Here is a 19081-nt window from a genome sequence, read left to right on the forward strand (position 1 = left end):
GCCGGTGGATCAAAAGCCTCCTCCTTCCCGCTGAGCGCCTGCATCACCCGCACGACGTGGGTCATCGGGAGCACCTCGGCGACGGCATGGAGCCAGTCGGGGAGTGCCGAGAGCGGCATCACCGCACCCGAGACGAACAGCATCGGCATGTAGAGTACCTGGCCGACCACGCTGGCGACCCGTGGCGTGGGTGAGAGGCTGGCAACCAGATAGCCGAAGGCGATGAACGAGAATGCGCTCAGAGAGAAGCCCGTGAACACGGCCGCCCAACTACCCGAAAACCGAACGTCGTAGACCACCAGCCCGCCGATCACCAACAGGAGCACCCCGAGCAACGCGACCACGAAGTAGGTCGTGACCTCGGTGGCGACCCACCGCCACGCGGGCATCGGGCTGGCTTTGAACCGCCGCAGCACACCTTGTTCGCGGTCGCTGGCGGTCGAGACGGGGATCGTAGTGAGTGCGATCGAACCGAGCACGACTCCCACGAGCGCGGGCACGAGTTGGTCGATCCCGTAGGAGTAGGCGTCGGCTGCACCGCCCCCCGCTCCACCTGCTGCACCGCCCGCTCCGGCGTCGAAGACGGTTCCGATGAGCAGGAGAAACAACAAAGGAAAGGCGAGCGTGAAGAACAGCGTCGTCGGTTCGCGCGCGAGGCGTTTGGCGTGGGCCTCGACGAGCTTTCGATAGCTCCGGGGGTTCATCTCCCGCGCGCCTCCTCTACCCGGCCCGTGCGCTCCATGAACACGTCGGCGAGGTCCGGTTGGAGCGTTCGGAGGTTTCGCAACGGTGTCGCTTGCCCTTCGAGCTCGAGCACCACCGACGAGACGAGGTCGTCGGCAGCCCCGAACGCCCGGATCACGCCATCGTCGCGCTCGACCCGTTCGACCGCGGCGAGGCCACGAACCCCATCGAGATCGAGGTCGGGATGGTCGTCGAACACCACGCCACGACCCGTATCGAGCTCCGCGAGCAGGTTTCGTGGGGTGTCGAGCGCGACGAGGTCGCCGTCGTCGAGGATCGCCACCCGATCACAGAGGGTTTCGGCTTCGGCCATGTAGTGCGTGACCAGCACGACGGTCGTCCCCGCCTCACGGATGCGTTCGACCAGTGCCCACGCCGCCTCACGGGCCTCGGGGTCGAGGCCGGTGGTGAGTTCGTCGAGGAAGACCACTTCGGGGTCGTTGAGGAGCGCGAGCGCGATGAACAGGCGCTGTTTCTGCCCGCCCGAGAGCGCCTCGAACCGGCTGTGGCGCTCATCGTCGATCCCCCACGTTTCGAGCAGGGGTTCGTAGGCCACCGGCTCGTCGTAGAACGTCGAAAACAGGTCGAGGAGTTCGAGTACCGTGAGCCGGGCGGGGAGTTCGGCGGCCTGGAGCTGCATCCCGATCCGTTGGGCGAGCGCGGTGCGCTCCCGACGGGGGTCGAGTCCCAGGACGCGCACCTCACCCTCGAACGGGCCGAGCCCCATCACCGATTCGACGGTCGTGGTCTTCCCCGACCCGTTCGGCCCGACGACGCCGAAGATCTCGCCCTCCTGGACCGCGAAGCTCACGTCGTCGACCGCGAGCACATCGCCGTAGCGTTTGGTGAGTCCCTCGACTGAGATCACCGCGTTCGACTCATCGTAGGCCGAGGATTCCGACATCGAGCGTTCTGTGCGGCCCGTCACAGCCGATCCACTTCAAAGGTCGACATCCATCGACATCGGTGGATATACCCACACCGATTTTCGACCAACAACGCCTCTCTCGTCTGTTTGCTGCCCGGATCGATGTTCCGACCCCGCCATGACCGATGGTCGAAATCCGTACGGGCTGTCGGTTGGACCGAGCTGTTATGCCGTCGCCCGCCGTTCTCCGGCGTATGTCCTGGGAGACTATCGATCTCGAATGGGACGGCGACGTGGCGACCATCACCGTCGACCGGCCGGACCGGCTGAACGCGATGAACGTCGAAACCCTCGAGGCGCTGGAGGAAGCGCTCTCGGAGGCCCGCGACGCCCGCGCACTGGTGCTCACCGGCGCGGGCGAGAAGGCGTTCGTCGCGGGGGCGGACATCGGCTACATGGCGGATCTCTCGGTGTCGGAGGCCCAGGCCTACGCGGAGCTCGGCCACCGCGTCACCGACGCCATCGAGACCTTCCCCGCGCCCGTCATCGCGGCGATCAACGGCTACGCCTTCGGCGGGGGCTGCGAACTCGCGCTCGCCGCCGACCTCCGGGTGGCGAGCGAGCGTGCGATGCTCGGCCAGACCGAGATCGACCTCGGGATCGTCCCCGGCTGGGGCGGCACACAGCGACTCTCGCGACTGGTCGGCGACGAACTCGCCCGTCGGCTGGTCTTCTTCGGTGAGCGCCTCGACGCCCAGGACGCCCACCAGTTCGGCCTCGTCGGCGAGCTCGTCGCTCACGACGAACTCGATAGCCACGTGGCGGAGATGGCCGCGGAGCTCGCCGCCAAACCCAAGTACGCCCTCCAGGCCGCGAAGGAGTCGTTGAACCAGGTCCACGAGTCCGACCAGTCGGACGGGCTGACCTATGAGCGCCGCCTCTGGAGCGGCCTCTTCGGGACCGCCGACCAGCACGAAGGCATGACCGCCTTCGTCGAGGACCGCGAACCCGATTTCGAGTGACCTCGGACACGAACCCGGGGCTTAAATCCGACCAGCTTCATACCGCGGGCATGGAATTCTGCGACGAGTGCGGTTCGATGATGAAGACCGAGGGCGACGAGTGGGTCTGTGGGAGCTGCGGGTTCACCAAGCTCCGAAACGCCGAAACGGAGGCCGCGATGACGACGACGCAAGGTCAAGAGGAAACCGAGGTCATCGACGTCAGCGACGTCGACGACCGGGGATTGCCGACCACCGAGGTCCACTGCGACGAGTGTGGCAACGACGAGGCCTACTGGTACATGCAACAGATCCGCTCGGCCGACGAGTCCGAGACCCGATTCTTCGTCTGTACCGAGTGCGAGCACCGCTGGCGCGAGGACGATCACTAGTCCCCACCTTTTGCTGCGCTCAGTCGCTCGCTAGCGCTCGCTCCTTCGCTGGCAAAATGTGGATCAAAAGCCTCCTCCTTCCCGCTGGTCAGTCGTCGGCCCGCTCGCTCACTCCGTTCGCTCGCGGTACGATCACTAACCTCTCCGCACAGCACCGCCGAAGCCCTCACTCGCTTCGCTCGTTCGCCCTTCATCCACCAGGAGAGCGGTGCTCTCCTGAGCCTCGGCTCGCGCCTTCGGCGCTCGCCGAGACACCAGGAAACCACACCACACCACCCCGCAACCGCACCACCGCGGCCGCCGGCCGCACCGCACCGCGGCGGCCTACCGGCCCTCGAAATCCGGTTCCTCGCGACCCATGAACGACTCCGCGCCCTCGCGGTGGTCGTGGGTCTCGAACACCGCGGCCTGCGCGGCCGCCTCGTTCTCCATCGCCTGATCCAGCGAGCTTTCGAACCCCTGCCCGACCAGCCGCTTCGAGGTCTTGAGGGCGACCGTCGGTCCGGTCGCGATCTCCTCGACGAACTCGTCGGCCTGTTCGTCGAACTCGCTCTCGGGATAGACGTGGTTGAACAACCCCAGCGATTCCGCGCGGTCGGCCTCGACGAGCTCGCCCGTGAAGACCAGCTCCTTCGCGGTGTTCTCACCTACGATCCGCGGCAGGAAGTACGAGGTTCCCGTGTCCACCGCCAGTCCCACTTGCCTGAACCCGAAACTGATCTTCGACTCCTCGCTCGCGAGCTGGACGTCGCAGGCCACCGCGAGGTTCGCGCCCGCGCCCGTGACCACGAGACACCGCGCGTCGCTCCCCTCCACCTCGTCGAGCGCGTCGAGGATCCCCTGGGACACCTCGTGCGTGAGCGCGTTGCGTACGTCCGGTCGGTTCACCGTCAGCGTCGCCACACCGTCCTCGACGTCGAGCAGGACCGCGTCATCGTCGCTCACTGTGCCGCCCCCGTCCCCTGCTCGCGCTCACGCAGTTCGAACTTCTGGACCTTCCCGGTCGTCGTCCGCGGCAACTCCTCGACGAACTCCACCTCCCGGGGGTGTTTGTACGCCGCGAGGCTGTCGAGGCAGTACTCCCGTACCTCGTCTTCGGTCACGTCCGAATCGGGTCGCGGCACAACGAACGCCTTCACCGTCTCGCCCCGGCGCTCGTCCGGGATCCCCACGACGGCGGCGTCGGCCACGTCGGGGTGTTCGAACAGCAGCTCCTCGATCTCGCGGGGGTAGACGTTGTACCCGCCGGTGACGATCATGTGTTTCTCCCTATCCACGATGTAGAAGAAATCGTCCTCGTCCCAGTAGCCCACGTCGCCGGTGTGGAACCACCGCTTTCCGTCCTCTTCCGTGAAGACCGCCTCGTTCGCCTCGGGCCGGTCGTGGTAGCCCTTCATCACGTTCGGGCCGCTGACGACGAGCTCGCCAGTTATCTCGTCGAGGTCGGTCTCGCCCTCGTCGACCGGGCCGCGGTCGACCTTGCGGACCGGCTCGAACTCCCGGTCGACGATCTTCGCCTCCACGCCCGGTAGGGTCTGTCCGATCGACCCCGGCCGCCGCGCGTCGGGGCTGTTGAAGTGGGTTACCGGCGAGGTCTCGGTGAGGCCGTAGCCCTCGTAGAGTTCGATGTCGAACAGGTCCTCGAACCGCCGGAGCACCTCCATCGGGAGGCTGCTCCCGCCCGCGTTGACGAACCGGAGCGACGAGCAGTCGAACTCGTCGAGGTTCGGCTGGTTCACGACGTCGTTGTACATCGCCGGCACGCCCTGCATGATGGTGATCTCCTCGGACTCGATGAGCGAGAGCGCCTGCTGGGCGTCCCACGACGGCAACGGGTAGTAGGCCGCCCCCGAGAACAGCGAGGTGTTCATCGTCACCGTCATGCCGTAGATGTGAAAGAGCGGGAGCACGCCGAGCGAGCGGTCGTCGGGTTTGGTGCCCCCCGGCAGGAGGTCGACCGCCATTCGTGCGTTCGACGCGAGGTTGTCGTGGGTCAACAGCACGCCTTTCGGCTGGCCCGTGGTCCCCGAGGTGTAGGGCTGACACGCCACGTCGTCGTCCGCACGGTCGACGACCGCGGGTGACTCGTCGACGAGGAATTCCTCGAACGATGTCGCACCGTCCGCCTCCCCGAGGCTCACGACCGTCTCGACCTCGGTCTCGTCGCGGACTTCCCCGACCACCGGGACGAGGTCCGCGAGCGTGACGACGAGCTTCGCACCGCTGTCGTCGAGCAGGTGGCCGATCTCGCGGGATTTGTACTGCGGGTTCATGGGGACCACGACCGCCCCCGCGCGGAGCGCGCCGTGGAAGCTCACCACGAACTGCGGGAGGTTCGGGAGGTAGACCCCGACGCGGTCGCCGGGTTCGATCCCGACCTCGGCGAGCCCCGCCGCGAACTGGCCGACCTGCGCCCAAAACTCCCGATAGCTCAGGTCCCGCCCGTCGTAGTGGATCGCGGTCGCGTCCGGGTGCGCCGTCGCCGCGGACTCGACGTTGGTCACGAGATTCGTCATGGATTCCCATGAAGGAACGCGTGCCGTCGGTTAAAACGTTCCCCTCACGCGAAACAGTGGTCGGTGCTTTCCGATCTCTGATTACCGATCGTAATCGGCCGGGGTTTCGCGTCCGGGTCAGCCGCCGAAGGAGACCTCGCGGATACCTTCGAAACCCGCCTACTGTTCTTGAGGGCGACCGGCACGAGCCTCGGGCTGGGTTCGTCGCGTACGAGGCGCTTCGGTCGAGGTCGGGGGTGCCACGACCCGATGACTTAGGAAACCCGACGCCGTACCCCGCTCATGCGACTCCACTGGCACCGCCGTGACCTCCGGGCGGCGGACAACCGTGCGCTCGCGGCGGCCGCCGAGAGCGAGGTCCTCCCGGTGTTCGTCTTCGACCCGACCGTCCTCGATCACGCGGGTCCGGCTCGGGTCGCGTTCCTCCTCGACTCGCTCGGCGCGCTCCGCGAGGACTATCGCGACCGCGGCGGGGATCTGGTCGTCGCGCACGGCGACCCGGCCGAGGAGCTCCCGCGACTCGCCGACGAGTACGGGGCCGAGGCGGTGTTCTGGAACCACGACTACACGGGCCTCGCGCGCGAACGTGACGAACGGGTCGCGAACGCGCTCGACGACGCCGCCATCGACCACGAGGCGTTCCACGACGCAGTCCACCACGAACCCGGGGCCATCACGACCAACGACGGCGATCCGTATGCAGTGTTCTCCTACTTCGGGAAGAAGTGGCTCGACCGCGAGAAGGAGTCGTCGTATCCCGCGCCGGATGGGGACGCCCTCCGGGCCGTCGACGGCGATAGCGACGACCTCCCAACTCTGGACGACTTGGGATTCGACGAACCCGGCACGAGCCTCCCGGAAGCCGGGACCGAGGCGGCGCGGGATCGACTGGATTCGTTCTGCGAGGCGGCGATCGGGGAGTACGAAACAGAGCGTGAGTATCCCGCCCGCGCGGGCACCTCGCGGCTCTCTCAGGACCTGAAGTACGGCACCATCGGGATCCGGGAGGTCTCCGAACGGGTCGCCGAGGCCGCCGAGCAGGCCGACGGCGACGACGCCCGCGAGTCGATCGAGACCTACCGCGAGGAGCTCGCGTGGCGGGAGTTCTACACCCAGGTGCTCCGGTACAACCCCGAGGTCGTCACGGAGAACTACAGCTCCTACGAGAACCCGATCGAGTGGCGCGAGAGCGACGACGACCTCGACGCGTGGAAGGCGGGCGAGACGGGTTATCCCATCGTGGACGCCGGCATGCGCCAGCTCCGTCAGGAAGCGTACATGCACAACCGCGTGCGGATGATCGTCGCCGCCTTCCTCACGAAGGACCTCCTGCTCGACTGGCGGGCGGGCTACGACCACTTCCGGGAGCTGCTCGTCGACCACGACACCGCCAACGACAACGGCGGCTGGCAGTGGGCAGCCTCCACCGGGACCGATGCCCAGCCCTACTTCCGGGTGTTCAACCCGATGACCCAGGGCGAGCGCTACGACCCCGACGCCGAGTACATCAAAAAACATGTCCCGGAACTCGACGATGTGGACCCCGACGACATCCACTCGTGGCACGAGCTCGGGGCGGACGAGCGCGCGGACGTGGCTCCCGATTATCCGGATCCGATCTGTGACCACAGCGAGCGCCGCGAGGAAGCTATCGCGATGTTCGAACGCGCACGCGGCGACGACGAGTGAACTGTTCGGGACGACATCCCGAATACCACGAACGGGTAGCTTCACTCCATGATCCCGAACTTCACGGGGATGCGAGTTCACAAATCCCGACGCAACTGAGTGACCGCACAGCACCGCCCCGAACCGCCCCGCGACAGCCACGAGCCTCCCCAACCGATTCACTTCACTCGCTTCGCTCGTTTCGTTCATCCCTCGCACAATGTCCGCGGACGGCACTCGCGTCGCTCGTGCCGACCGCGAGCGCGCGCCACGGCGGGTGGTCAGGATCGACGATTCGTTTCCGTGTGGAACGCTATCAATGCTGTATCAAGCTTTAACAGTCATCGCGGCGTTGTATGACGTGGAGGAAATACAATGCCTGAACACTCTCATCCGGAGCTGCCACCGCTCCCCTACGACTACGACGCGCTCGAACCCCACATCTCCGAACAGGTGCTCGAATGGCATCACGACACCCACCATCAGGGCTACGTGAACGGCCTCGAGAGCGCCGAGGAGACCCTCGCAGAGAACCGCGAGTCCGGCGACCACTCCTCGACGGGTGGTGCGCTCAACAACGTGACCCACAACGGCTCGGGGCACTATCTCCACACGATGTTCTGGGAGAACATGAGCCCGAACGGCGGCGGCGAACCCGACGGTGACCTCGCCGACCGCATCGCGGAGGACTTCGGTTCCTACGAGGGCTGGAAGGGCGAGTTCGAGGCCGCCGCGTCCGCGGCCTCGGGCTGGGCGCTGCTGGTCTACGACCCGGTGGCCGAGCAGCTCCGCAACGTGGCCGTCGACAAGCACGACGACGGTGCACTCTGGGGCTCCCATCCGGTACTCGCGCTCGACGTCTGGGAACACTCGTACTACTACGACTACGGTCCCGACCGCGGCAGCTTCATCGACGCCTTCTTCGAGGTCGTCGACTGGGACGCCGCCGCCGACAACTACGCGAAGACCGTCTCGAACCACGAGTAATCCCCGAACCCACGCATTTTTCGCGCGCTCGACCCGATAGCGCCGCGGCCGTTTCGCCGAGTCGTTACTCCTTGTAGCCCTTCCGGAAGCTCCGGAACTCCGTCCGGTGGGACTCCTCGTCCGAGAGCAGCGTCACTGCGAGGTCCTCGGTCACAGGGTCGTCGGCCTCGCGCGCGGCCGCGATCAGCGAGCGATAGGTGTCGATCGCCGCCTCCTCGTACTCGATCACACCGTCGATAACCGACAGCACGTCCGCGGTGTCCTCGGGCGGCTGGAGGTTCTCCTGGTGGGGTTCGAACTCGAAGGAGGCCGGCGGCTGGGCGTCGAGCTCCTTCAGGCGCTCGCCGATGCGCTCGGCGTGGAGGAGCTCCTCCTCGGTCGCGTCGGTCCGGAGGCTGGCCTTGACCTCCTCGGCGGCGACGCCGTCGAGCACCGTCGCGTTCGTGAGGTAGTTCATCACCGTCTCGATCTCGTCGTTGTACGCCGTCCGAAGCAGGTCGATCACGTCGTCGCTCGTCATACGCGGGGCGCTACTCCACCCATCGTCTTAGCGATGTGGGTCGACGCAGTTCTCCCGGTCCCTCACTCCACCCGAGCGGCGCATGGCACCGCGAGTCGCCACCCGACCGCCCCGACCAGCGCGAACCAGTAGGCGTTGAGCGAGCCGTGGAGCGAGACCATCGTCCCGATCGGGATCCGTAGACCGAACCCGGCGAACGTCGAGACCCCGTAGCCGAGCGCAAGCAGCATCGAGACCGGGAGCGCGAGCGCGGAGACCGAGACCAGCACCCGCTGCACCGGCGGCCGACCGGGCGCAATCCGGAGGACGATGTACCCCCCGAGGGCTCCCACGGCGACGGTGAAGCCGCCGACGGCGAGGACTTCGACGACGGGCGAAAAGGAGATCCCGACCGCGATGAACGCCGGACCGAGGAGGACGACCGCCGCCAGGCTCCGAAACCCCGGCCCCAACCCCACGCGGTCGCCGAGCGCCCGGCCCGCGAGCCCGGTCAACACCGGAAGCACGAACCCCGCGAAGTGGAAGTGGATCGCCGTCAGGAAGACGATCACCGGGTCGAACCAGAACGTGATCCCGAGGTGGTGGAGCACGAGCGCGACCGCGCCGACGATGGCGTAGGCGAACCCCGCGTCGATCAGAGTTTCCGAGAGCGGCCACAGCCCGCGCTCTCGGATCCGTGTGATCGCGGTGACCCCGAGCGCCCCCGTCACCGCGACCCACGGCACCGCGGCGAGCGCCGGCCCAAGTCCACCCGAGGGCAGGAGAAACGACGCGAGCACCAGTAGTCCGGCGACCGGCTGGCCGAGCACGGCGGCGGTGTACCACCGATGCGCGGCCCCCTCGAAGGCCGGCGTGGCCGCCATCCCCATCCCGAGCGGGACGACCACGAGCACCGCGAGCGAGACCGCCCGCTGGATCGCGTCGAGGTCCGCGACCGCCACCGCCAGCACCCACGCCGCCCCGCCGACGACCGCGTTCACGTCGGTGCGTCCGAACTCGCTCGGCAGCCACCCCACCGACGACCGCTCGGTCCCGACGTCGGTCATCCCGGCGGCAGGCGGTCGAGCCCGCTGGTCGGCCGCAGGTCGTCGGGGACCGTCGAAGTGGGTTCGCTCTCCTGGGTGAACGTCCCGCGATAGCTCAGGATGTGGCCTGCGAGCGGGTTCTCGATGGTCGCGTCGACGTGATAACGTTCGCCGGTCTCGTCGTAGCGGTCGCGGACCTCGACGCTCGCGGCGAGCGGGTCGGGAATTCGGCGGTACCGGCCACCCATCCGGAGCCACTGGGCACCCGACTCGACGACGAGCACGCCCGCCTCCACGCGCGGCTGGAGTTCGCTCACGAGATGCCCGCCGGTACCGAGGAAGTCGAACAACCGCTCCCGCTCGCTGTCCCAGACGGTGAGGGAGTCGAACCGTCGGCGCTTACCCTCGAACTCGAACTCGCGGATCGTCGCGAGCGCCTCGTGTCCCCCTTCCCGAAAGCCCGCGGTTCGAACCGTGAACGGAACGTCGTGGCCCGCCTCGGGGAAGAGGAGGTTGAGCGCCGTCATCGGGTAGAGCGCGGGGAGCACGTGGGTCCCGCGCGTGATGTCCATCCGACCGCGCCCGAGCCCGATCGTATCGTCGTCGGCGTCGACCGCGTACCGCTCCCGAACCTTCGGATGGAGGTCGTCGGCCGCCGCGCCGAGCGCGTGTTCGTACACCCCGGTCATCGTCGTCGCTCCGTTGGCCTGTTCGTCCGCTCGCGAAACCAGCCCCGGTCACCGGAGAAACCTCTCATATTCGGGATCGGTTCGTGCTGGACAAAAACGTTCGTGCGGTCCGGTCGCGGTCGTCGAGGCCGACGGCGCAAGGGTGATACCGCCGACGGTCCACCCTTCGAACAATGAGTAGGGCGGCGCGTGTCGTGGTCGTAGTCTGTCTCATCGCTTCGACCGGGTGTGTGGGGTTCTCCGGGGACTCGTTGCCGAGACCGATCGCGGGCTTCGCCGGCGACCCCGACAACCCCTACCCGAGCGAGAACCTCACCGTGGCGGTCGAGGCCAACGCCACCGACCGCGACTTCGCGCCGCTCGTCCGCGAAGCGCTCGAGTACTGGGAGGCCAACGACGAACGCTACCTCAACTACACGGTGAACGCCACGGTCGTTCCGAACGCGACCGACCCCGACATCCGGGTCTCGTTCGCCCCCGCGCTCTCGACGTGTGGCGACGTCAGCCACGCCGCCGGCTGTGCACCGCTGATAACCAACCCGACCCAGACCGCCGACACGGTCGAGATCAGTTCGCTCGACAACCTCTCCGACGATTCGACCGTCCACGTCGTCGAACACGAACTCGGCCACGCCTTCGGGCTCGGCCACGACGACGACCCACAGTCCGTGATGGCATCCCGCACGACCCTCCGGGCGCTCCCCCAACCGAACGCGACCGACCGGGCGCTGGCGTGGGACGACCCCACGCTCGTGGTCTACCTCGTGAACACGACGCCGGCGACCCGCGAGCAGATCCGCCACGCGCTCGCGTACTACGACCGCGGCGCGGACGGGACGGTCCCCGAGAATGTCTCCTTCCGTTCGACCCGAAACCTCAGCGAAGCCGACGTCGTGATACGCTTCGCGTCGGACGCGGCGTGTGTCTCCCGACAGGAGTCGTGCGGCTCGGTCTTCGGGACGGACTCCGACGGTGACGGCGCGCTCGAACGCTACGAGCGGGTTGACATCACCCTCACCGACCTCGAGACCGACGTCGTCGGGTGGCACGTCGCCCGGTGGCTGGGGCTCGGCTTCGGTGTCGAGAACGAGTCCGCCTACCCGCCGGCGCTCGCGGTCACGACTACCCACGACCACCGGGCGGGCGAGTGGTGGCGATAGCTACACCGAGTCCCACTCGCGCCGCCGTACCGAGTAGCCACCACACTCCGGACAGACCTGCCAGCGCTCGTCGAAGCCCGTTTCACAGTTCCGACAGACGTACTCCGTCTCGTCAGCGTCGTTCGCCGCCCCGATCCGACCCCTGAGACGTTCGAGATAGCACATCCGGCGTTCGCTCCGATCCGACGATCGGCCAGAAACGTTAAATACTTTGTCGCGTCCGCGACGCGAACCGGTCGCTTCGCTCGCTCACTCGAATCCGTCCTCCCACTCGAAGACACCGTCGCGCTGGACCACGCTTCCGTCGATCTCGAGGCGTGAGCCCTCGCTCATGTCGGTGATCAGGTCGATGTGGACCGCGCTCTCGTTGCCTGCCTCGCCCTCGGGGAGACAGGCGTCGTAGGCCCGCCCGAGCGCGAGATGCACCGTGCCGGCCATCTTCTCGTCGAACAGGATGCTGTCGGTCGGTCGGTCGATACCGCGGTTCATCCCGATCCCGAGCTCGCCGAGCCGTCGGGATCCCTCGTCGGTGTCGAGTATCTCGCCGATCACCCCGGCGTTCTGGCCCGCGTCGAAGTCGACGACCGCACCGTCCTCGAACCGGAGCCGGACGTCGCGCACCTGTTTTCCCCGGAGGGTCATCGGGACGTCGAAGGTGACCTCGCCCTCGGTAGCGTGGGGCGCGGTGAACACCTCGCCGCTCGGGAGGTTGTGCGAATCGTCGACGACCGACGCCGTGGAGTTCACTGCGGTTCGGTTCTCGATCGAGAGCGTGAGGTCGGTCCCGTCGGAGACGATCCGGACTTCGTCCCCCTCGTCGAGGCGCTCCTTCATCCCGGCCATCTCCTCGGCGAGCGACTCCCATTCCCGGAGCACGGCGTCGTAGACGAACTCCTGGTACCCTTCGTAGCTCATGCCGGCCTGCTGGGCGAGCGATCGGGTGGGGTGCACGGTCGAGACCCAGTCGGTGTCCAGTCGCGCCTCGCGGATCCCGGTGGTGGCCTTCGAGGCGGCTTCGAGCCGCTCGCCGGGCACGTCGGCCATCGCGCTGGTGTTCCGTCCGCCGCCGAGCGAGAGCACGGCGTCGGCGTTCTCGTAGAGCGCGAGTTCGTGGTCGGGGTCCGCGTCGAACGTCCCGTCGTGGCCGTCGAGATAGGCCCGACTCATCTCCGCGGAGCCGTAGACGGTCACGAGGTTCGCACCGCGCTCGCCGAGGGCGCGGGCCACCGCGACCGCGAGGTCGTGTGCACCCTCAGCAACGCTCACGACGACGTCGTCGCCCGCCTCTATCCGCGCGCTCCAGTCGACCAACACCCTCGCATGCTCTTCGATCCGGTCGTCCATACAGGGTCGTCGCCCGCCGTAAGCAAAAACTCCGACTATCGGACTACGATCCCCTTTCCCTCGCCCCGCTACCCGCGCCAGTCGCTGACGCGCTTCGTCTCGTCGACCGCGACGTGTCGCTTGTTCGTCTTCCGAATCCACGCCGCGAACTTCTCCATCTCCGTGGACTCCTTGAGTGCGGTGACGGTGTTGAAGCGGTGTTTGAGCTCGTGGTTGGTGAACACCGCGTGGATCTGGCGGTGACAGGGTCCACAGACGGGAACGATAGGACTCTCCTTCCGGTTCTTCGGGATCAGGTGATGTCTCGTGGTCTCGACCTCGCGCTCGCAGATCACGCACTCGTCCATGCCAACGCTCGTCGTCGCTCCCTCATCGCTCCTCGGGCGGGAGCAACCGATTCCGGGACCGGACCGTTTCGATCGCCCTCAGTCGAGGAAGTCGGGGGTCGTCCGCTTCTCGTCGCGTTCGGCTTCGAGGTGTTGGCGGAACTCCTCGACAGAGACGCCGTCCTGCTCGCGCTCCTCGCGGTCGCGGACCGAGACCGTCCCGGCCTCCTCCTCGGTGCCCCCGACGATGAGCATGTAGGGGAGCCGGTCGTCGTGGCCCGCCCGGATCTTCCGGCCGACCGTCCACGACCGGGTCTCGACCGAGGTTCGGAAGCCATCGAGTTCGTCGGCGACCGACTCGGCGTAGTCGATGTTGTCGTCGCTCACAGGGAGGATCCGGACCTGCTCGGGCGCGAGCCAGAGCGGGAAGTTGCCGTTGAAGTGCTCGATGAGCACCATGAAGAAGCGCCCGTAGCTGCCGTAGAGCGCGCGGTGAATCATCACCGGTCGGTGGGTCTCGTTGTCCTCGCCGGTGTACTGCAGGTCGAGCCGCTCGGGCATGTTGAAGTCCAGCTGGACGGTGGGGCCGTCCCAGACCCGCCCGAGCGCGTCGCCGAAGGAGAAGTCGATCTTCGGGCCGTAGAACGCACCGTCGCCCTCCTCGACCTCGTAGTCGTAGCCCCCCTCGTCGAGGACGTCCCTGAGCTGCGATTCGGCCTGGTTCCAGAGCTCGTCACTGCCGACGGACTTCTCCGGGCGCGTCGCCAGCGCGAGTTCGGCGTCGAGGTCCACGACCTCCATCACCTCGAAGATGGTCTCCATGATCGTCTCTATCTCGGCGGCGATCTGGTCCGGACGAACGAACAGGTGGCCGTCGTCGATGGTGAACGACCAGGTCCGCGAGAGCCCCGAGAGCTCGCCGCGTTGCTCCTTCCGGTAGACGGTGCCGTCCTCGAAGTACCGAACCGGGAGGTCGCGGTAGCTCCACGATTGATCCTCGAAGATCATCGCGTGACCGGGACAGTTCATCGGCTTCAGACCGTACTCCTCGTCGTCGACGTCGAGGAGGAACATGTCGTCGACGTAGTTGTCGTAGTGGCCCGACTGCTTCCAGAGTTCGGTCCGGAAGAGGTGCGGGGTCTCGACCGGCTCGTAGCCCGCATCGAGGTTGAGCGAGCGCGCGTACTCGGAGAGCGAATCCAGGACCCGCTTCCCGTTCGGGTGGTAGAGCGGCAGACCGGGTCCCGCGGTCTCGGAGATCGAGAAGAGATCCATCTCCCGACCGATCTTCCGGTGGTCGCGTTCGGCGGCCTCCGCACGCCGTTCGAGGTAGTCGTCGAGTTCGCCCTCGGACTCGAAGGCCGTACCGTAGACCCTGGTCAGCGTCTCGTTGTCCTCGTCGCCACGCCAGTAGGCCGCCGAGATCTCGAGCAGCGCGAACCCACCGATCTCGCCCGTCGAGTCGACGTGCGGGCCGCGACACAGATCGAAGAAGTCGCCCTGTTCGTAGACGCTCACGGGGTCCTCGCCCGCGACCTCCGTATCGAGGATCTCGCGTTTGAACTGGTTGTCGTCGTAGGCGTCGAAGGCCTCCTCGCGCGACCACTCGGTTCGTTCGATCGCGAGGTCCGCCTCGATGATCGACTCGGCCTCGTCCTCGATCGCCTCCAAGTCCTCTTCGTCGAGGTCGACGTTCGCGATGTCGTAGTAGAACCCCTCGTCGGTCCACGGGCCGATGGTGAGTTTCGCCTCGGGGTAGAGTCGAGTCAGGGCTTGGGCGAAGACGTGGGCCGCGGAGTGCCTGAGCACGTCGAGGTACTCTTCGGACTGGTCGGTCACGATCTCGATCTCGACGTCCGACAGGAGTGGCTGGGTCTTGTCGACTAGATCTCCATCGACGACGCCCGCCACGGTGTCCCGGCCGAGCCCAGGTCCGATCTCGTAGGCCACGTCCTCGACCGTCGAGCCCCGCTCGACGTCCAGTTCGGAACCGTCCGGCAGCGTCACGACGACATCGCTCATGGGCCGAATAGGTCCCACGCGCGGCATAAGCCTGTTGAGACGGTCGTCGGTCAGACCGCGCGCCCCGCGACCCGGAGGAGCTGTGCCGCACGGTCGGCCTTCGCGAGGAAGACCTCCCGAAGCGTCGGCGGGGCTTCGACTCGCGACCCCGCGATCACCGACTCGGGGAGCCAGAGGGTGTCGCGCGGCACCCCGTCGTCGCCGTGGACCGCGAAGTGGCTGGTCTCGAGTTTCATCACCAGCGGGAGGTCGGTCCGTTCGACCCCCTCCTCGGTCGTGTAGAGTTCGCGGTTGAGGCGTTCGTGGGTGGTGCGCTGGATGAACGCACCCGACCCCTCGTCCGGGGTCGGTTCGATGGAGAGCCGGCCGACGTAGTAGGCGCGCGAGAACCGTTCAAACATGGTATGGTGATACATGCCACACACCGGTACTAAACGTTTCGGGCCCGCCGACCGAGCGGGCGGGGAGCCGGCACGAACGGCCAGCGAGTTTTTATCCCGGCCTCGTCAACCGGGTGGCAGTGAACACGAACGCCGCGGTCGTCGTCGCCCTCCTCGTACTGGCGGGTGGGGTCGTGGGCATGACCTCACAGGCGCAGCCGACCGGGACCACCACCCAGCGCGACGTCGACGGGGGGACGTTCGACGACGTCTCGACGTTCATGCAGCGCGGCGTCGTCGCGACCAACGGCTCCGTCGACGCCGGGATGTGGCTCGCGGCGTTCGAGACGGCCAACAACATCTCCCGGAAGCAGACGCTCGTCCAGCACCGCGCCGCGACCCTCGACGAACGGCTCGACCGACTCGAAACCCGGGCCGAGCGGTTTCCGCCCGAGAACGCGACGTCGCTCGCCCTCCGGAGCCACCGGGTTCGGCTGGTCGCCGAACGCGAGGCGCTCCGGAACGCGGTGAGCGAGGCCAAGACCACCGCGGCGAGCGAGGGCGTGAACGCGACGACGTTCGACGACCTCGACGGCCGGATCGAGAACCTGACGATACCGGCCCCCGGTTCGAACGCCAGCGCCGCCACCGACACCACCAGCGCGAACGCCACCGCCCCGAACGGTTCGGCCGCGACCGCCGACGACGTCCGGTTCGCGGGGGTCACCCGCCGGTCGGGAACGACCTACAGCGGTCCGTAGGGACCGACGGCCGGTCTCGGGGTACGTCCCGTGGTACCGGCGAGGTTTTACGCTCTGAGCACTAACGAGAGGTGAATGGATTCCGCGGCGCTGCTCGATCTCCTGGGGAACGAAAACCGTCGGCGCATCCTCAGACTCCTCGCCCAACGGCCCTGCTACGTCACCGAGATCAGCGACGCGCTCGGGGTGAGTCCGAAGGCGGTGATCGGCCACCTCCGAAAGCTCGACGAGGCCGGGCTGGTCGAGAGTCGGGTCGACGACGGCCGTCGGAAGTACTTCCGGATCTCCCGAAACCTCCGGCTCGAAGTCACGGTCTCACCTTACGGGTTCGGGGCGAAGAGCGCCTATCCGGCGAGTTCGAGCCTCGACATCGCGTCGTGTCGGTACGTCTCGATCGACGTCGCGACGGACGACACCAGCGACCTCGCCGACCTCGCCGCCGACCTCCACCGTTTCGAGGAGCTGGAGGACGAGCTCTCGCTCGCCCAGCGGTGGGTCCAGGGTCGGCTCGCCACGCTCCACGACGCGCTCACCGAGGAGGTCGAGGCCGGACTCGCCGTCGACGACCGCCCCGGCACCGCGGACCACGGCGACGCGCGCTTCTGTGCCGAGGTACTCGCCGGGATCGAGGCGGGCGCGCGCACCGCCGATAAACTCGCCGAACGGCTCGGGGTGCCCCTCCCGGTGGTCGAGGACGCGCTCGACCTGCTGATGACCCACGGGCTCGCGAGCCGCGAGAACGGCCGCTGGACGGTCGAGTAACCGAGCCAGTCGAACGGTGACGGTCGGACACGCCTACAGGTCGCGCGTGAGTCCGTCGCGGAGGTCCCGACCGAAGTAGTGGCCGAGCACCCCACAGACCAGCCCGATGACCGCGAACCCGGCGATGAAGACCGGCCCGCTGCCGTCGACGAACGCGAGGTAGATGTGGTTCTGGAGCGCGCTCCCGCCCGCAACCAGCCCCGCCGCGAGGCCGGCCTCGGCGTAGTATCGACGGCTGCCGATCACCCCGAGAACGAACGTCGCGAGGAAGAGCCCGAGGAAGGCGAGCGGGCCCCCGATGAGCGGGATGAACCCGCCGAGCCCGCTCCCGACCGCCGTGAGCACGAGCGCGACGACGAAGGCCTTGAGCGAGAACACGCCGTCCATCCGCCGGCGGAGCGTCGATCCGCTCCCCGAACGGGTCGCGTCGGCTTCCGTCGTGGTCGGTCCAGCGGTCGTCGTCTCGGTGGTCGTCGCTCCGGCGCGGTCGCTCGACCCGCGACGCCGGGACTCGTCGTCCTCCCCGGTGATGTCGTCGACCTCGGCGAGGAGGTCGTCGACGTCGCGAGTCTTGGTCTTCGTACCCTCGCCGCCACCGTCAGCCATACTCCGACTCGGGGCCCGAACGGCATGGGTTTTTCCCCGTGCGCCGGGTACGGGTCTCGTTTCACCCAGCGAGTACGAGCCGCGCGGTCGGTTAGCTGCTGAAGTCGGTGCAGACCGGTATCCCCAGCGTGTTGAAGTCGGTCATCGCCGCGAGTTCGTCGGGGACGCCGTGGATGTCGACGGTCTTCTCGACCAGCGCCGCGGGGTCGAGCTTGCTGGATTCGATCATGTCGAGCATCTCGCTGTAGCGCGACGGCTGGAGCCCGAGCGAGCCGTGGAAGTCGATCTCCTTCGCGACGAAGTCGTCGGTCGGCAGCGGGATCATTCCCGCCTCGTCGGACGTGGTCAGCCCGATCTGGACGTGTGTACCACCCTTTCGGAGGCTGTTGACCGCGTTCCGACACGTCGTCTCGATCCCGAGCGCGTCGGCCGAGACGTCCGCGCCGCCGTCGGTGATGGCCCGGACCTCGCCCGCGGCGTCGTCGACCTCGCTGGCGTTGACGGTGGCGACCGCTCCGAGCTCCTCGGCCTTCTCGAGTTTCTCGTCCATGAGGTCCACCGCGATCACGTTGCCGCCGAGCGCGTTCGCGATGTGGACGGCCGAGAGGCCGATGCCGCCACAGCCGTGGATCACGACGTCGTCGCCGGCGTGGACGGGCCCCCGGTGGGCCATCGCGTGGAACGAGGTCATGAACCGGCAGCCACACCCCGCAGCGGTCTCGGCGTCGATGGTGTCCGGGAGCGCCACGGCATTGATGTCGGCGTGTGGGATGTGGACCTCCTCGGCGAACGCGCCTGGGGCCTCGTTCATGAACCCGAGGCCGACGTGGTTGTCACAGATGTTCTCGCGCCCGTTCCGACATCGGTCGCAGATGCCACATGCGAAGTTGAACGGGATGGCGACCGCCTGGCCCTCCTCGACGGTCTCGACGTCCTCGCCGACGGCGACGATGCGGCCGGTCGGTTCGTGACCGAGGACGTGCGGCGGGTCGGGACGGTAGCCGAACCAGTCCCAGTCGCCCTGCCAGCAGTGCCAGTCCGAACGGCACACGCCGCAGCCGACGACCTCGGCCACGGCTCCGTCGGGTTCCGGTTCGGGACGATCCACGTCCTGGACGGTCAACGGCTCCTGAAACTCCTCCAGTACGACTGCCTGCATGGCATTCACAAACAACGACGGCTGTTGCAATCAGTTTAACTTATTATTTATTATATTTAGGATAGGTAATTTTCAGCCAGTCAGGGCTTTCGGGGGCAGTACAGGAGATACGAACTATCGCCCATCCCACCGATTCGCGGTTCGAAGGGCC

Annotated in this window: 21 protein-coding genes; 7 read left to right on the plus strand and 14 right to left on the minus strand. The window is 67.3% G+C overall.

Translation table 11 applies throughout. From position 1 onward, the window contains the following. Both D3261_RS14560 and D3261_RS14565 read right to left on the minus strand, forming a co-directional pair. A partial coding sequence (locus tag D3261_RS14560) for an ABC transporter permease (protein ID WP_147464982.1) occupies window positions 1–704 on the minus strand: 704 nt, incomplete at its 3' end. Continuing rightward, entirely contained in the window at window positions 701–1672 is a 972-nt protein-coding gene (locus D3261_RS14565; protein ID WP_233554005.1) for an ABC transporter ATP-binding protein, read from the minus strand. The genes D3261_RS14560 and D3261_RS14565, both read right to left, overlap by 4 nt. Window positions 1673–1866: 194 nt before the next feature. Here D3261_RS14565 and D3261_RS14570 point away from each other — a divergent pair, with 194 nt between their 5' ends. Continuing rightward, on the plus strand, window positions 1867–2634 hold the full coding sequence (locus tag D3261_RS14570; protein WP_120073663.1) for an enoyl-CoA hydratase/isomerase family protein: 768 nt from the start codon (window positions 1867–1869) through the stop codon (window positions 2632–2634). 50 nt (window positions 2635–2684) lie between these two features. After that, complete coding sequence (locus tag D3261_RS14575; protein WP_120073577.1) at window positions 2685–3005, plus strand: transcription factor S; 321 nt, start codon at window positions 2685–2687, stop codon at window positions 3003–3005. A gap of 324 nt (window positions 3006–3329) precedes the next feature. Here the strand turns inward: D3261_RS14575 and D3261_RS14580 are convergent, their stop codons facing one another. Together D3261_RS14580 and D3261_RS14585 are read right to left on the minus strand one after the other, a co-directional pair. Further along, the gene (locus D3261_RS14580) at window positions 3330–3950 is read right to left on the minus strand and encodes an enoyl-CoA hydratase/isomerase family protein (protein WP_120073579.1); all 621 of its coding nucleotides are present in this window, start codon (window positions 3948–3950) and stop codon (window positions 3330–3332) included. Continuing rightward, the gene (locus D3261_RS14585) at window positions 3947–5521 is read right to left on the minus strand and encodes a long-chain fatty acid--CoA ligase (RefSeq protein WP_120073581.1); all 1575 of its coding nucleotides are present in this window, start codon (window positions 5519–5521) and stop codon (window positions 3947–3949) included. The genes D3261_RS14580 and D3261_RS14585 overlap by 4 nt, the downstream gene beginning before the upstream one ends. A 282-nt stretch (window positions 5522–5803) precedes the next feature. Between D3261_RS14585 and D3261_RS14590 the strand changes: the two genes are divergently transcribed. Beyond that, entirely contained in the window at window positions 5804–7210 is a 1407-nt protein-coding gene (locus D3261_RS14590; RefSeq protein WP_120073583.1) for a deoxyribodipyrimidine photo-lyase, read from the plus strand. 354 nt (window positions 7211–7564) lie between these two features. Continuing rightward, window positions 7565–8176, plus strand: coding sequence for a superoxide dismutase (gene sod / locus D3261_RS14595; RefSeq protein WP_120073585.1), 612 nt, complete (start codon window positions 7565–7567; stop codon window positions 8174–8176). 64 nt (window positions 8177–8240) lie between these two features. Here sod and D3261_RS14600 read toward each other — a convergent pair whose 3' ends face one another. The 3 genes from D3261_RS14600 to D3261_RS14610 form a co-directional block, all read right to left on the minus strand. After that, complete coding sequence (locus tag D3261_RS14600) at window positions 8241–8696, minus strand: ferritin-like domain-containing protein (protein WP_120073587.1); 456 nt, start codon at window positions 8694–8696, stop codon at window positions 8241–8243. Between the two features lie 62 nt (window positions 8697–8758). After that, a complete protein-coding gene (locus D3261_RS14605) occupies window positions 8759–9742 on the minus strand; it encodes a YndJ family protein (RefSeq protein WP_120073589.1) in 984 nt (327 codons plus the stop codon). Beyond that, window positions 9739–10410 carry a DUF4166 domain-containing protein gene (locus tag D3261_RS14610; protein WP_120073590.1) on the minus strand — a complete coding sequence of 224 codons (672 nt, stop codon included), beginning with the start codon at window positions 10408–10410 and terminating at the stop codon, window positions 9739–9741. Before D3261_RS14610 ends, D3261_RS14605 begins: the two co-directional genes overlap by 4 nt. Before the next feature lie 173 nt (window positions 10411–10583). Here D3261_RS14610 and D3261_RS14615 point away from each other — a divergent pair, with 173 nt between their 5' ends. Beyond that, window positions 10584–11570, plus strand: coding sequence for a M57 family metalloprotease (locus D3261_RS14615; RefSeq protein ID WP_120073592.1), 987 nt, complete (start codon window positions 10584–10586; stop codon window positions 11568–11570). On the opposite strand, the gene D3261_RS20395 is transcribed toward D3261_RS14615, so the two are convergent. From D3261_RS20395 to D3261_RS14635, 5 genes are all read right to left on the minus strand, one after another. Beyond that, entirely contained in the window at window positions 11571–11735 is a 165-nt protein-coding gene (locus D3261_RS20395) for a hypothetical protein (RefSeq protein WP_199694022.1), read from the minus strand. A gap of 84 nt (window positions 11736–11819) precedes the next feature. Then, window positions 11820–12914: an aminopeptidase gene (locus D3261_RS14620; RefSeq protein WP_120073594.1), complete on the minus strand. Its 1095-nt coding sequence runs from the start codon at window positions 12912–12914 to the stop codon at window positions 11820–11822. Window positions 12915–12982: 68 nt separating this feature from the next. Beyond that, entirely contained in the window at window positions 12983–13261 is a 279-nt protein-coding gene (locus D3261_RS14625) for a hypothetical protein (protein ID WP_120073596.1), read from the minus strand. A gap of 78 nt (window positions 13262–13339) precedes the next feature. Further along, a complete protein-coding gene (gene thrS, locus D3261_RS14630) occupies window positions 13340–15262 on the minus strand; it encodes a threonine--tRNA ligase (RefSeq protein ID WP_120073597.1) in 1923 nt (640 codons plus the stop codon). Between the two features lie 50 nt (window positions 15263–15312). Next, on the minus strand, window positions 15313–15663 hold the full coding sequence (locus D3261_RS14635) for a DUF5802 family protein (RefSeq protein ID WP_120073599.1): 351 nt from the start codon (window positions 15661–15663) through the stop codon (window positions 15313–15315). Window positions 15664–15782: 119 nt separating this feature from the next. On the opposite strand from D3261_RS14635, the gene D3261_RS14640 reads away from it, so the two are divergent. Next, window positions 15783–16403 carry a transposase gene (locus tag D3261_RS14640; RefSeq protein ID WP_233554006.1) on the plus strand — a complete coding sequence of 207 codons (621 nt, stop codon included), beginning with the start codon at window positions 15783–15785 and terminating at the stop codon, window positions 16401–16403. A gap of 75 nt (window positions 16404–16478) precedes the next feature. Next, a complete protein-coding gene (locus D3261_RS14645; RefSeq protein ID WP_120073603.1) occupies window positions 16479–17165 on the plus strand; it encodes a metalloregulator ArsR/SmtB family transcription factor in 687 nt (228 codons plus the stop codon). Between the two features lie 33 nt (window positions 17166–17198). Here D3261_RS14645 and D3261_RS14650 read toward each other — a convergent pair whose 3' ends face one another. Then, complete coding sequence (locus tag D3261_RS14650) at window positions 17199–17771, minus strand: hypothetical protein (RefSeq protein WP_120073605.1); 573 nt, start codon at window positions 17769–17771, stop codon at window positions 17199–17201. Window positions 17772–17862: 91 nt separating this feature from the next. Then, complete coding sequence (locus tag D3261_RS14655) at window positions 17863–18930, minus strand: zinc-dependent alcohol dehydrogenase family protein (RefSeq protein WP_120073607.1); 1068 nt, start codon at window positions 18928–18930, stop codon at window positions 17863–17865. Window positions 18931–19081: the final 151 nt, after the last annotated feature.

Origin of the sequence: Halococcus sp. IIIV-5B (assembly GCF_003602035.1) — an archaeon.
In the GTDB taxonomy this organism is placed as follows: Archaea; Halobacteriota; Halobacteria; order Halobacteriales; family Halococcaceae; genus Halococcus; species Halococcus salsus.

Bases quoted from the DNA above. Each gene is read 5' to 3' on its own strand.
- D3261_RS14570 (WP_120073663.1), top strand. From the start codon at position 1,867: ATGTCCTGGGAGACTATCGATCTCGAATGGGACGGCGACGTGGCGACC.
- D3261_RS14575 (WP_120073577.1), top strand. From the start codon at position 2,685: ATGGAATTCTGCGACGAGTGCGGTTCGATGATGAAGACCGAGGGCGAC.
- D3261_RS14585 (WP_120073581.1), bottom strand. From the start codon at position 5,521: ATGACGAATCTCGTGACCAACGTCGAGTCCGCGGCGACGGCGCACCCG.
- D3261_RS14590 (WP_120073583.1), top strand. From the start codon at position 5,804: ATGCGACTCCACTGGCACCGCCGTGACCTCCGGGCGGCGGACAACCGT.
- sod (WP_120073585.1), top strand. From the start codon at position 7,565: ATGCCTGAACACTCTCATCCGGAGCTGCCACCGCTCCCCTACGACTAC.
- D3261_RS14600 (WP_120073587.1), bottom strand. From the start codon at position 8,696: ATGACGAGCGACGACGTGATCGACCTGCTTCGGACGGCGTACAACGAC.
- D3261_RS14605 (WP_120073589.1), bottom strand. From the start codon at position 9,742: ATGACCGACGTCGGGACCGAGCGGTCGTCGGTGGGGTGGCTGCCGAGC.
- D3261_RS14610 (WP_120073590.1), bottom strand. From the start codon at position 10,410: ATGACCGGGGTGTACGAACACGCGCTCGGCGCGGCGGCCGACGACCTC.
- D3261_RS14615 (WP_120073592.1), top strand. From the start codon at position 10,584: ATGAGTAGGGCGGCGCGTGTCGTGGTCGTAGTCTGTCTCATCGCTTCG.
- D3261_RS20395 (WP_199694022.1), bottom strand. From the start codon at position 11,735: ATGTGCTATCTCGAACGTCTCAGGGGTCGGATCGGGGCGGCGAACGAC.
- D3261_RS14620 (WP_120073594.1), bottom strand. From the start codon at position 12,914: ATGGACGACCGGATCGAAGAGCATGCGAGGGTGTTGGTCGACTGGAGC.
- D3261_RS14625 (WP_120073596.1), bottom strand. From the start codon at position 13,261: ATGGACGAGTGCGTGATCTGCGAGCGCGAGGTCGAGACCACGAGACAT.
- thrS (WP_120073597.1), bottom strand. From the start codon at position 15,262: ATGAGCGATGTCGTCGTGACGCTGCCGGACGGTTCCGAACTGGACGTC.
- D3261_RS14635 (WP_120073599.1), bottom strand. From the start codon at position 15,663: ATGTTTGAACGGTTCTCGCGCGCCTACTACGTCGGCCGGCTCTCCATC.
- D3261_RS14645 (WP_120073603.1), top strand. From the start codon at position 16,479: ATGGATTCCGCGGCGCTGCTCGATCTCCTGGGGAACGAAAACCGTCGG.
- D3261_RS14650 (WP_120073605.1), bottom strand. From the start codon at position 17,771: ATGGCTGACGGTGGCGGCGAGGGTACGAAGACCAAGACTCGCGACGTC.
- D3261_RS14655 (WP_120073607.1), bottom strand. From the start codon at position 18,930: ATGCAGGCAGTCGTACTGGAGGAGTTTCAGGAGCCGTTGACCGTCCAG.